Origin of the sequence: Pseudoalteromonas piscicida (assembly GCF_002208135.1) — a bacterium.
In the GTDB taxonomy this organism is placed as follows: Bacteria; Pseudomonadota; Gammaproteobacteria; order Enterobacterales; family Alteromonadaceae; genus Pseudoalteromonas; species Pseudoalteromonas piscicida_A.
The window spans coordinates 433209-445394 of sequence record NZ_CP021646.1; the positions used below are offsets into that span (position 1 = coordinate 433209).

At 42.1% G+C, this 12186-nt stretch carries 10 protein-coding genes and 1 pseudogene; 6 read left to right on the forward strand and 5 right to left on the reverse strand.

All coding sequences use genetic code 11. From position 1 onward, the window contains the following. Nucleotides 1-67 precede the first annotated feature (67 nt). The 6 genes and pseudogenes from fba (at nucleotide 68) to B1L02_RS02065 (ending at nucleotide 7858) form a co-directional block, all read left to right on the forward strand. A complete protein-coding gene (gene fba, locus B1L02_RS02035) occupies nucleotides 68-1132 on the forward strand; it encodes a class II fructose-bisphosphate aldolase (RefSeq protein ID WP_088529724.1) in 1065 nt (354 codons plus the stop codon). Between the two features lie 530 nt (nucleotides 1133-1662). Beyond that, a complete protein-coding gene (locus B1L02_RS02045) occupies nucleotides 1663-2616 on the forward strand; it encodes a porin (RefSeq protein WP_017216574.1) in 954 nt (317 codons plus the stop codon). Nucleotides 2617-2910: 294 nt separating this feature from the next. Then, nucleotides 2911-3600 (forward strand): phosphate regulon transcriptional regulator PhoB, encoded by a 690-nt coding sequence (gene phoB / locus B1L02_RS02050; RefSeq protein ID WP_010378755.1) that lies wholly within the window; start codon nucleotides 2911-2913, stop codon nucleotides 3598-3600. Between the two features lie 51 nt (nucleotides 3601-3651). Continuing rightward, a pseudogene (gene phoR / locus B1L02_RS02055) lies at nucleotides 3652-4979 on the forward strand (phosphate regulon sensor histidine kinase PhoR). 77 nt (nucleotides 4980-5056) lie between these two features. After that, nucleotides 5057-6025, forward strand: coding sequence for a PstS family phosphate ABC transporter substrate-binding protein (locus B1L02_RS02060; protein ID WP_017216573.1), 969 nt, complete (start codon nucleotides 5057-5059; stop codon nucleotides 6023-6025). A gap of 210 nt (nucleotides 6026-6235) precedes the next feature. Continuing rightward, nucleotides 6236-7858, forward strand: coding sequence for a methyl-accepting chemotaxis protein (locus B1L02_RS02065; protein WP_088529725.1), 1623 nt, complete (start codon nucleotides 6236-6238; stop codon nucleotides 7856-7858). Between the two features lie 396 nt (nucleotides 7859-8254). Here B1L02_RS02065 and B1L02_RS02075 read toward each other — a convergent pair whose 3' ends face one another. The 5 genes from B1L02_RS02075 to panB form a co-directional block, all read right to left on the reverse strand. Then, nucleotides 8255-8662 (reverse strand): phosphate ABC transporter substrate-binding protein, encoded by a 408-nt coding sequence (locus B1L02_RS02075; RefSeq protein WP_088529726.1) that lies wholly within the window; start codon nucleotides 8660-8662, stop codon nucleotides 8255-8257. 11 nt (nucleotides 8663-8673) lie between these two features. Next, nucleotides 8674-9867, reverse strand: coding sequence for a porin (locus tag B1L02_RS02080; RefSeq protein ID WP_088529727.1), 1194 nt, complete (start codon nucleotides 9865-9867; stop codon nucleotides 8674-8676). Between the two features lie 342 nt (nucleotides 9868-10209). Then, nucleotides 10210-10440: a hypothetical protein gene (locus B1L02_RS02085; protein WP_088529728.1), complete on the reverse strand. Its 231-nt coding sequence runs from the start codon at nucleotides 10438-10440 to the stop codon at nucleotides 10210-10212. Nucleotides 10441-10449: 9 nt separating this feature from the next. Beyond that, nucleotides 10450-11298, reverse strand: coding sequence for a pantoate--beta-alanine ligase (gene panC, locus B1L02_RS02090; protein ID WP_088529729.1), 849 nt, complete (start codon nucleotides 11296-11298; stop codon nucleotides 10450-10452). A gap of 85 nt (nucleotides 11299-11383) precedes the next feature. Continuing rightward, a complete protein-coding gene (gene panB / locus B1L02_RS02095) occupies nucleotides 11384-12178 on the reverse strand; it encodes a 3-methyl-2-oxobutanoate hydroxymethyltransferase (protein WP_088529730.1) in 795 nt (264 codons plus the stop codon). Nucleotides 12179-12186 lie beyond the last annotated feature (8 nt).

The window sequence follows — 12186 nt, forward strand, 5'->3', positions numbered from 1 at the left end:
GGCTGGTGTAAACATATTATCCGTTCAAACCGATAGCGGTGGCTATCAACAATTGGAGAAAAGCAATATGGCTTTAATCAGTATGCGTCAACTTCTCGATCATGCAGCTGAGCATGGTTATGGTGTTCCGGCATTTAACGTGAATAACCAAGAGCAAATGCGTGCGATCATGGAAGCTGCGGACAAGACAAATAGTCCGGTTATCGTGCAAGGTTCTGCTGGTGCACGCAAATATGCTGGTGCACCATTTATCCGCCACATGATTTTAGCGGCTGTAGAAGAATGGCCTCATATTCCAGTTGTAATGCACCAAGATCATGGTACTTCACCTGCTGTATGTCAACGTTCTATTCAACTTGGTTTCTCATCAGTCATGATGGACGGCTCTCTAATGGAAGACGGTAAAACGCCTTCAAGCTACGAGTATAATGTGGACGTTACTCGCCGTACCGTTGAAATGGCGCACGCGTGTGGCGTGTCTGTTGAGGGTGAGCTAGGTGTACTTGGTTCTCTTGAAACCGGTGAAGCTGGTGAAGAAGACGGTATTGGAGCTGAAGGTAAGTTAACAGAAGATCAGCTACTGACAGATCCGGAAGAAGCTGCTGACTTCGTCAAGAAAACCAATGTAGATGCGCTTGCTATTGCATGTGGTACATCACATGGTGCTTATAAATTTACTCGTCCACCAACAGGCGATATCTTAGCAATTAACCGCATCAAAGAAATCCACGCTCGTATTCCTGATACCCACTTAGTAATGCATGGTTCGTCTTCAGTCCCGCAGGACTGGTTAGCAATCATCAATGAGTTTGGTGGAGAAATCCCTGAGACATACGGTGTACCAGTTGAGCAAATTGTTGAAGGTATTAAATTCGGTGTTCGTAAAGTCAATATCGATACCGATCTACGTTTGGCATCAACAGGTGCTATTCGTCGTCACCTTGCGCAAAACCCAAGCAACTTCGATCCACGCAAATTCTTAGCGGAAGCGACGAAAGCGATGACTGAGATCTGTGTTGCGCGCTACGAAGCGTTCGGTACAGCTGGTCAAGCAGCTAAGATTAAGCCAATTTCACTTGATGATATGCACATGAGATATCTAACAGGTGAGTTAGATCCTAAAGTGAAATAACTTTATCGGATCAAAATTTGACTAAGTAAAATTGTGCATCGCACTTTGATACTTCAAAAAGCCTCTGAAATAGAGGCTTTTTTGTATCTGATCCTTGATTGGAAACCTATGCTTAATAGGGTTTGCTGGATGAAAATATACTTGGATCGCCATTTTACTAGCGAGGTAAATAGGGATCAGATCTTTACTAACAAAGATCATTGTTTGACTAAGTGGATATATTTCAAAACCTCAGATCAATAAGTTAGCTTCGCTTAGATCATTTTTATACCAACTTGATCGAGCGTGAAGTAGTAAGAGGTTAGTAAGAAAATGATCTTGGAGACGATCTTGTTAGTAAAAATCTGATCCTGACAGTGGATGATCCCCAGCAGTTAATAAAATACTGATCCCGGAGTCAGTTTCTTGATCTCCAGCTAAAAGTGTCTAACTTTAAAAATACGAGATCTGTTCGCTACCTCCTCTGTGTCTGGCTTCGGCATCTCAAACCTTGTTGTACTGCGCCCAAATACTATCCAAGGTGATCAAAGATGAAAATGAAATACCTACCATTTGTTGCTCTAAGCCTTTGCTCTATGAGTGTTTGTAGTTATGCAAACGAAGCTGTATCTCTATACGGTAGAGCTCATGTCGGTGTACAAAATTCTGATAAAGATGGTGACAGCGATACTTCAATTGAAAGTTATAACTCTCGCATGGGATTAAAGGGAGCTGCAAAGCTGCAAGAAGGACTTGAGATTTTTTATAAATATGAATTCCAAGTTGAGATCACGGATCAAGACAAAGATGGTAAATCAGGTGATAACCTTACCGCACGCTCTCAGTATCTTGGGGTTAAAGGGAGCTATGGTCAGCTCCTGATCGGCCGTGATGATACACCGATGAAAAAGTCGCAAGGCAAAGTGGACTTAATGAATGACTTTTCTGGTGATATTAATTCGTTCTTTGTTGGTGAAAATCGCCTTGGTGACACCGTGCAATATACGACTCCAGCGATCAATCATTTGCAGTTTACGGTGAGTTATATTGCCGAAGACAACAGCAAACAAAACGGCGAAGATGGCTTATCTTTGTCGGCAAGTTACGGTGATAGCAAACTCAAGAAAACCAATGTATATGTTGCTGTTGCCCATGATAATAAAGTTGCGGGGCAAGACATTAACCGCGTGACGGTACAAGGAAAACTAGGGGACTTTAAACTCGGCGGTATGTATCAACAAAATGAAGCGATAGATAGTGACGAGGAAGTAGACAGTTTTATGGTGAGTGCTGCCTACCAAATTGAGTCATATACCTTACTGGCTCAATATCAAGATTCGGATGGGGCAGCAGGTAAGCTGAAGGACTCTGGCAATGCAGCCTCTGTGGGTGTGGAAAAAAGTTTAAGTAAACAAGCTCGTATGTATCTTTGGTATTCGAAATTTTCTTTGGATAACAACGAAGATCACAACACGATGGCGGTCACATTGAGATATGACTTCTAATTTACAAGGAGTAAGGCTACTTACAAAAGGCGTGTTGGTTGTGAATTGCAGCGTCGCTTTTGAAGTATAGCTTGGAGGTCTTAGTCCATATTTCAAAAACACTATTTTGAAACCAACGTTTTAGTATAAAGTACTATAAAAACAGGTGATTATAAATAAATAAGGTATTCCCTTTGTAGCCAAAAAAGAGATTTTTTTGGCTTGTTTTGCGTTTACACGTTACACTTTCATAAAAATGTCACAGTTAGTCATAATAATGACATCAACAACGTCGGTAACGAGAGAACATTGGGAATGTCACGTAAAGTACTTGTAGTTGATGATGAAGCACCTATCAGAGAAATGTTGGTGTTCGTACTAGAGCAAAATGGTTTTCAAGCAATTGAAGCGGAAGACTATGATTCAGCAGTTGCTGCTATGGTAGAGCCTTATCCAGATATGGTGCTACTAGACTGGATGCTGCCAGGAGGCAGTGGTATTCAAATTGCTAAAAAGTTTAAGCAAAGTGAATATACCCGTCAGATCCCAATCATCATGCTAACGGCAAGAGGTGAAGAGGAAGACAAAGTTAAAGGATTAGAGGTTGGTGCGGATGATTATGTGACAAAGCCTTTCTCTCCTAAAGAGCTCATGGCTCGTATTAAAGCGGTAATGCGTCGAGTTTCACCGACGTCGCTAGAAGAAGCGATAGAAGTTCACGGATTACGTTTAGACCCTATTTCTCACCGAGTGACATCTGCGGGCACTGAGTTAGATATGGGGCCGACAGAGTTTCGTTTATTACATTTCTTCATGACACACCCTGAACGTGTTTATAGCCGTGAACAGCTGTTAGACCACGTGTGGGGCACTAATGTGTACGTTGAAGATCGCACTGTAGACGTTCATATTCGTCGCTTACGTAAAGCTATCGCACCGCTTGGCCACGATCGCTTAGTGCAAACCGTACGTGGTGCAGGTTACCGCTTTTCGAGTAAACTGTAATTAGTATTCCAAGAGGAGCTGAATTATTTGGTTCCTAAATGGATTTAGTCTATGTATCGAGTGATTGATAAACAGGCGTTAACGAGACGCCTGTTTTTGTATTTCCTACCACTAGCCTTAATTGGCTATTTAGTCAGTGCACCTTTTTTGTTTCTTTTCATCGGTGCTTTCGTCTTATTAGTTTGGCATTACAAACAACTCTATCGTTTGAGTGATTGGCTACTCAACCAACGTAGTTTTAATCCACCTGAAGGTAAGGGCGCTTGGGAACAAGTGTTTGAAGGCATCTATCAACTTCAGCAACGTAATCGTAAAAAGCGTAATGAGCTCGCTGAACTGATCCGCCGCTTTCGTGAGGGGGCAGAAGCCATCCCCGACGCGGTCGTTGTACTACAACAAGATCTCAGTATTGTGTGGTGTAACCAATTAGCGTTGAAAGTGCTGGGTTTGCAATGGCCTACAGATCATGGTCAAAGATTGGATAACCTTATTCGAGATCCTAAATTTGTAAAATATATGCATGAACATCGTTTTGATGAAGCTTTAGAGCTTGAGACTGGGCTCGGCCATGAGCAAGTGTTGGAAATACGGGTCATGCCTTATGCTGAGCAGCTTATGCTAGTGGCGCGTGATGTTAGCCGACTAAAGCAATTAGAGCAGATGCGCAAAGACTTTGTCGCAAACGTATCTCATGAGCTAAGAACGCCCCTAACCGTCATGGCTGGCTACCTAGAGATGATGGATAGCGATAATATGCCCCCCCCGCAATGTGGGCTAAAGCACATGGCACGATGATAGATCAGTGTAAACGGATGGATAGTCTGGTAAATCAACTTCTTTCCTTGTCTCGAATCGAAGGGGCGAGAAAGCAAGACAATGACAAAGCCGTGAATATACCTGCCATGCTTGATCTCATTCATACCGAAGCGAAGTCACTTAATCAGGAAAAGGGCCATGAGCTCATTTTTGATATTGATCCGACTTTGGATATCAAAGGGGCTGGGGATGAGCTACGTAGTGCCTACTCAAATTTAATTTTTAATGCTATTCATTACACCAAACCCGGTGGACATATTCATGTACGTTGGTATTTAGAAAACGACTTGCCGACGTTTAGTGTCGTCGATGATGGCGATGGTATCGCGCCTGAACATATTAACCGCCTAACTGAACGTTTTTACCGTGTGGATAAAGCACGAAGTCGAAAAACAGGCGGCTCGGGCCTTGGTTTAGCAATTACTAAGCATGTGTTGTCTCGTCATGACTCGACTTTACATATTGAAAGTAAAGTGGGTGAAGGCTCTCATTTTTGGTTTGCTTTCCCAAAACAAAAGCGAATTTTTATGACAAACAATGAAAGTCATAAAAGTGTAATTTAAGAGTAATTTTATTGTCATTTTATCGCTGCACAATGAGCTGCGTAAAATAACTGGGACCAACAATTGGAGTGACCCCAATGAAATTTAAAAGCTTAGTTGCCGCAATGGGTGTGGCTATTACTACATTAGTTTCTACTCAAGTATCTGCTTTAGACGAAAAGTTACCAGAGTATAATAAAACCAGCGGTATCTCAGGAAACTTCTCTTCTGTAGGTTCTGATACGCTTGCCAATATGATGACGTTTTGGGCAGAAGAATATAAAAGAATTTACCCTAATGTTAATATCCAAATTCAAGCTGCGGGTTCTTCTACTGCGCCACCAGCACTAACGGAAGCAACGGCAAACTTCGGCCCAATGAGCCGTAAGATGAAATCAAAAGAAATCGAAGCTTTTGAAAAGCGTTACGGTTATAAGCCAACAGAAATCCGCGTCGCAATTGATGCGCTAGCGGTGTTTGTACACAAAGATAATCCAATTGAAGGCTTAACAATTGAACAGGTTGATTCAATCTTCTCTTCAACGCGTAAGTGTGGTTCAGCAGCACAGGCAAATCGCTGGAGTGATGTTGGTCTAACGGGTGATTGGGCTGCAAAAGATATTCAGCTTTATGGTCGCAACTCAGTATCTGGTACTTATGGTTACTTCAAGAAAAAAGCACTGTGTAAAGGCGACTTCCGCAATAATGTTAACGAGCAGCCAGGTTCGGCGTCTGTAGTACAGTCTATCTCGTCTTCGGTGAATGCGATTGGTTACTCTGGTATCGGTTATAAAACGTCAGGCGTACGTACAGTCCCACTAGCGAAAAAAGGCACGAACTACGTTGATGCAACATTAGAAAATGTGGCACAGGGTAAATATCCACTGTCTCGCTTCCTATACCTATATGTGAACAAGCACCCTAATAAAGAATTAGCACCTATCGAAGCTGAATTCTTGAAGATGGTATTGTCTAAAGAAGGTCAAAAGATTGTTGAGAAAGACGGTTACGTTCCCCTTTCTAGCGAAATGGCGACACGCGAATTGAAAAAGTTAGGTCTACTCTAATCGATTACTCAACCCGCTAATTACTTGTTTTTATTGATGCCGCTCATTGAGCGGCATTTTTTGATTTTTACGTTTCTATGTTCCCAGATTGAATAATTTGTTTAAATCTTCATCCTCAAGCGGCAAAAAAGCTGGAAATATTCTATATTTAGTTAAAATTTATAATAAATCAGTCGATAATGAACTCGTCTTACTTCAAAAGGTGTATATATGAGTCTAGGTACTGCTTTTGCTGATCTTAGTATCACCAAAAAGATCCACGCAATTACGCTCGTTGCGGTTGTCGCTTTTGTGGTTATCGTGTTTGTTAATTACAACGCTATTAGTTCTAATCAAAGGGCATTAAATGAATTAGAGGAGCAGACATACAAAATTCTTAACCTCGCCACAGAAAATGCAAATAAGCTGCAGAATTTAGATGAGCTATTCACTCAAGCCGTAACCTTTGGGGATGCTGAATTACTAGATAAAGCAAAAGAATATCAACAGCAAATCCAAGCTAACTTGCAAAAAATTGAGTCGGTACAAAGCGGCTTTATGCCTTCAGATAATAGCGACGAACTTTCACAGTATGGCAAAATTGCACAGCAAATTGCAGGGGGAATGATAGATGGTACCGCTGACTTTTCCCGCATCCAAGAAGATGCCAAAAAGAAAACAGAAATCTACGAAGGCCTAGTCACAGATTTTACCAAGGCGAAAACGGACGCGAATGACCGTTTTGTCGAGTTACTACAAAATACCGAAGCGCGTTCAGCAAACGCGCTAACGATAATGTTGATTGTGGCCGTTATTTCTTTACTCGTTTTGGTCTTCTTAGCGGTCGTTATTGCTAGAGGTATTGGTAATTCAGCTAAGGATGCTGCGCAAAACTTAAAACTATTGGCGCAAGGGCAGGGTTCTTTGTCCACTACGCTCAATGTGCGCTCTCACGATGAAATCGGTCAAGTATCCATAAACTTCAATGAATTTATCGCGTTACTAAAAGGGGCGGTTCTAGAGGTGATGAGTGTCGTCGAACCTTTGATGAAAGACTCAAGTCGTCTTGTTCAAGGGATGGAAAAAGCTGAAGGGGCAACTAATCAACAAACGCATGATGCGGAAGTGGTACGCCAATCTATGGAGGAAATGCGTTTAAGTGTTGGTGATATCTCTCACTCGGCGTCACAGGCTTCTGATGCCGCTCAGTTGGCCGAACAAGAAGTTGAGCAGAGTAAGCGTCAAATTCAAGTGTCGGTTAACGAATCACAAGCGTTAAGTGAAGAAATTAATCATGCGGCAGAGACAATTAATAAGCTAGCTGATGATACGCAGAATGTGACGCAAATCTTAAATGTGATCACATCTATTGCGGAGCAAACCAACTTACTTGCTTTGAATGCTGCGATTGAGGCCGCTCGTGCCGGTGAGCAAGGTCGAGGTTTTGCGGTGGTTGCCGATGAAGTTCGCGAATTAGCCTCGAGAACTGCAAAGTCGACCAATGAAATAAGAGAACTTTTAAATGTGCTAACAGAAGCGGCAAATCAAGCAGTGAAAGCGATGACAACTGCAAGCAGTATGGCAATTAATAACGCTGACGCAGCAGCGCAAACTGGGCAGTCGATTGAGCAGATAGCAGCACAAATCTTGTCTATTAATAGCATGAACGGTCAAATTGCTGCGGCGACGGAAGAGCAAACCTCGGTAGCAGCTATGGTAGTAAACAATGTGACATCTATGCACCAGTCTTTCCAAGACACAATGCAAGCGTTAAATGAAGTACAAGACGTTGCTGAAAATCTCCATGTGTTATCCGACAACTTAAAAGATGCAACCTCAAAATTTAGAGTCTAGGACTTTATCAAAGAGAAATCATAAATGACAAATAAAAACAGCCACACGAAGTGGCTGTTTTTATTTGATAAGGAATACTGACTAGGGCCAGTTAATATTTCAAGTTTGTTTTTGCAGCAGTTTGATTGGTATTTATACAAGGTAGAGCCTGGGTAGCATCGTTATTCTATATGAGTCTGGCGATAAAGACTTTGTGTTCCTGCAAAGTCACCTTATCCCACATCCTTGTGGGGCAACACAGTAGAAATGCTAATCAAGCGCTGACCTTTGGGTTCACCTGAGTGCGCTTTGTTCATTGTTGCTCAACTTTTGCCTAGATTACTAGGCGGCAAGTCGAACCTCGCGACCAAAACACACACAGGAGAACAAAAATCAAACAGCAAAGGTCAACAGGCCCTAGTATTTACCTATCACTTTGACGGCATCGGTCACTTTACTTGCATCAATATAGCCGATGGCATCTGCGTTGCTCGAGACAAAGTCTATTACCGCTTGGTCGCTATCTAGCTTCTTCGGAGGTGTACCCTTACCGGTGAATACTAATTTAGACCAATGTGCATTCAGCTGAGAGCTAGATTTGCCAATCACTTTGTCGTTAAACTCGTCAAATACCGCATTACCATCCTGATTCACAGGAGTAGCACTACTACCATCGGCAAATGATTTGCTTTTGCCTAGGAATAGCTTTTTGATAGTGCCATCATCCACAGCAGATGCATTTGCTGAGTTCACGATAACAGCAATATCTGCCAAAGCCGCATGGCTGGCTAACAGTAGCCCTAAGGTCATTATTTTTTTGATCATATTAGCCTCCGTTAGAATACTAAATCGATACCGAAGCTCAACAGCTCAGCTTTTTGATCTGTTAACGTGTTATCGAATTGGTTTAGTTCAATTTTGAATGCAGCTGACGGATGGAAGTCATAACGTGCACCAATACTCCATGTTTCAGACTCTGCACGTGCGCCTGCAAGCGCATCATTAACGAGTGTTCTCAAATAAGGCGCATTTGGATTGGTTGGATCGGTTGTAACAGGAATAGTTACGCCATTTGGAGCGGTGATTGTGAGCGGTACAGAATTAAATTCACCATTCTCATTCTTACCTTCATTATGCTCATAGGTTAGGTGGAGTGTCCACGTATCAATACGATAACCGAGAGAAGCATAGTACTGTTGTTGTTTAGCGAGTATACTGTTATCCACGTCGAATTGAGTGTATTCCGCATCGAATAAGATATCGTTATAGTCGATAGAAATACCAATCGCGGCAAAGTAAGCATCATCTTTCTCTATAGCTATATCGTCCGCTTGTTGAGTTAACCCATAACCAGTTAATCCTGCCAATAACCCTGTCAGTTCAGGGCTGTTCGCTGTGCTAATGCTCGCTTCGGTAGCAAAATATGCCGCACGCGCACTGAACCAATCTCTGCTCAGTGTCCAGTTAATACCTACTGTATTGTTTAACTCCGCTTCATCTGAGTAGGTGATAGCAACAATGTCGTCATCTACGCTACCTAAAGCCAACTGTACCGTGCTCTCCCACTTCCCTAATGTCGAGTTATGGATATAACTCAATCCATTATAAGTGCTAAAGCTTAGGTTATACACCGATTGAGGTGGTTTAACCCAGCGATATGCATAGCCCACATCTAAAAAGTCAGAATAGCGATAGAATGGAAGACGCATTTTACCTGCGCTTATCTGTGAAGAGTCTGAAATCGTATAAGTTAAGTATGCCCATTCAAACTCGGCATCAAAGTCATTCTGACCACGACCTACGATCTGTGCTGTGGCAGCTAGACTTTCTTGTAGATCGGCGGATAGCTGTAAGGCGAATAAGCTACGATTCTCCATATCAAAATCATTGTCATAGCCATATAATGTGTCATCACTATCTAGCGTTTGACCACCAATAATGGAAGCAAAACCATTAATTCTGATTTCAGCAGCGCTGTGAAAACTAGCTGTCCCAAGCGCTATCGCTAATGCAATTGCAGACTTTTTCATATTGATTCCCATTTTCTTTGCAAAGAGTCGTGTAGGTAACACTCATTAAAAGTGCTGATACTGAGCACCAACGTTGTGTTACTTTTGTCTTAGAGATTAGAATAAAAACCAGAAATAACAAGTTACTAAGCAAAGTTAGTGTTCACTGCTCGGATTGTTTGATAAATCAAGTCTTGAGCCAAGTTAAGTTGGTGTTGTGTGTCTACCTCATCAGACCAGTTTATTGTATCGCAAAATATTCTAAAAAGGTGAATAAAAAATAATAGTGGGATTTGGGAAGCGTTTGTATTTAAAAGAATATTAGGTTGAGTTAGAAGAGGGTTTATAGCAAAAAAGAGCAAACTATCGTTTGCTCTCGGTAATTTTTTCAGCCTGTATCTTGCAGGCATTATACTGCTCAATACATTTATCAGTGCATATCTGTAAAGACATTGTCTCTGGTGTGTTTTGCATCTCACAGCTGCGTTCACATTGATAATTCTGTTGTGCACATTGATTAAGCTCAGGTGAGATAGAATTACTGCACCCCAATAGGGTGGTAGAAAGTACTAACAAGGCGAACGCAGTTTTCATTATTATTCCTTAGACAGTGACTTGAATATTATCAATCAGTCTGACTTTACCGAGAAAAGCAGCGGCAAGAATCACGAGTTGATTATCTTCGAGTGTAGCAGGTTGCAAACTATCTTTTTGACAAATGTTAAAATAATCCAACTTTAAACCAGCATTATGCAGCATTTCTGTTGCATTTTTTGTTACCTTCGAAAAATCTTTTTCGCCATTTTCTAAAGCGCCAGCTGCTGCTTTTAGCGCTTGAAAGAGTACTTTAGCAGTATTTTTTTCAGATTCAGAGAGGTAACCATTACGTGAGCTCATCGCCAGTCCAGAAACTTCTCTTTGAGTCGCAACACCAATCACTTCGACAGGAATAGATAGGTCTTTCACCATTGTTTTGATGACCTGTAATTGTTGAAAGTCTTTTTCACCAAAGCAGGCAAAATCAGGTTGTACTAAGTTAAACAGTTTAGTGACAACTGTTGCAACGCCACGAAAGTGCCCCGGACGTGTGCAACCACAGTGTCCTTCAGATACTCCTGGAACATCAACAAAACTTTGTGCATTTAGGCCGTTAGGATATATGGTCTCAACGGTAGGCGTAAACACAATATCGGTTTCTAGTTCTGCAAGGCCTTGCTTGTCTTGCTCAAGCGTACGTGGGTAGCTGTCGAGGTCTTCGTTCGCACCAAATTGCATTGGGTTTACAAAGATACTGACAACGACTTTATCTGCTAGGGTTTTTGCTTTTTCTACTAAGGAAAAATGACCACGGTGAAGGTTGCCCATCGTTGGTACGAAGGCAATGCTCAACCCCTGTTGGCGCCAAGCTTTAATCTGGCTTCGTAACGATTTAATCTCAGTAACTGATTGCATGTTGTACTCTAACTCAATAATAACAATACCGATCCAAACAAAATGCTTGAACCAGACTCAGCGATAAGCATCGCTCACCGCAAATTTAATTAAACTCGTGTTCGGGCCCCGGAAAGTCACCTGATTGCACGTCGGCACAAAACTTCTTCACGGCATCTTGCATGTTGCCTGTTTCGAGTAGAAAGTTCTTCGAGAACTTGGGGATATAGCCTGCAGAAATACCAACCAAGTCATGCATGACCAGAATTTGGCCATCGGTTTCTTTACCCGCGCCAATACCAATGACCGGGATTGTCACGGCTTCGGTAATTCGTTTAGCCAGTGCTGAAGGCACGCATTCAATCACAATCATTTGTGCACCAGCACGCTCTAACGCTTGTGCATCGGCTATCATCTTTTGAGCTTGTACTTCCTCACGACCTTGTATCTTAAAGCCTCCGAATACATGTACAGATTGTGGTGTTAAGCCTAAATGGCCGCAAACTGGGATCCCTTGTTGAGTAAGTAGCGCAATGCTGTCGTAAAGCCATTCACCGCCTTCCAGCTTAACCATGTTAGCACCTGAACGCATTAAGGTAGCCGCATTTTGGCAGGCCGACTGCGGATCTGAATAGCTCATAAAAGGCATATCGGCAATAACGAATAGTGCTTTACTACCAGCTCTTACACAACGGGTATGATAGGCAATGTCGTCCGTGGTCACGGCTAAAGTATCTTCACCACCTTGTAAAACCATACCCAGAGAATCACCCACTAAGATGACGTCTACGCCATTGTCGTGAAATAATTTTGCAAAACTTGCATCGTAAGCGGTGAGGGCTGTTATTTTTGTTCCTTCACGCTTCATTTTGGCAAGTGTTGAGACGGAAATTTTTGCCATAGTAAACC

Excerpts from the sequence above, each read along its gene's own strand:
- fba (WP_088529724.1), top strand. The coding sequence starts at position 68 with ATGGCTTTAATCAGTATGCGTCAACTTCTCGATCATGCAGCTGAGCAT.
- B1L02_RS02045 (WP_017216574.1), top strand. The coding sequence starts at position 1,663 with ATGAAAATGAAATACCTACCATTTGTTGCTCTAAGCCTTTGCTCTATG.
- phoB (WP_010378755.1), top strand. The coding sequence starts at position 2,911 with ATGTCACGTAAAGTACTTGTAGTTGATGATGAAGCACCTATCAGAGAA.
- B1L02_RS02060 (WP_017216573.1), top strand. The coding sequence starts at position 5,057 with ATGAAATTTAAAAGCTTAGTTGCCGCAATGGGTGTGGCTATTACTACA.
- B1L02_RS02065 (WP_088529725.1), top strand. The coding sequence starts at position 6,236 with ATGAGTCTAGGTACTGCTTTTGCTGATCTTAGTATCACCAAAAAGATC.
- B1L02_RS02075 (WP_088529726.1), bottom strand. The coding sequence starts at position 8,662 with ATGATCAAAAAAATAATGACCTTAGGGCTACTGTTAGCCAGCCATGCG.
- B1L02_RS02080 (WP_088529727.1), bottom strand. The coding sequence starts at position 9,867 with ATGAAAAAGTCTGCAATTGCATTAGCGATAGCGCTTGGGACAGCTAGT.
- B1L02_RS02085 (WP_088529728.1), bottom strand. The coding sequence starts at position 10,440 with ATGAAAACTGCGTTCGCCTTGTTAGTACTTTCTACCACCCTATTGGGG.
- panC (WP_088529729.1), bottom strand. The coding sequence starts at position 11,298 with ATGCAATCAGTTACTGAGATTAAATCGTTACGAAGCCAGATTAAAGCT.
- panB (WP_088529730.1), bottom strand. The coding sequence starts at position 12,178 with ATGGCAAAAATTTCCGTCTCAACACTTGCCAAAATGAAGCGTGAAGGA.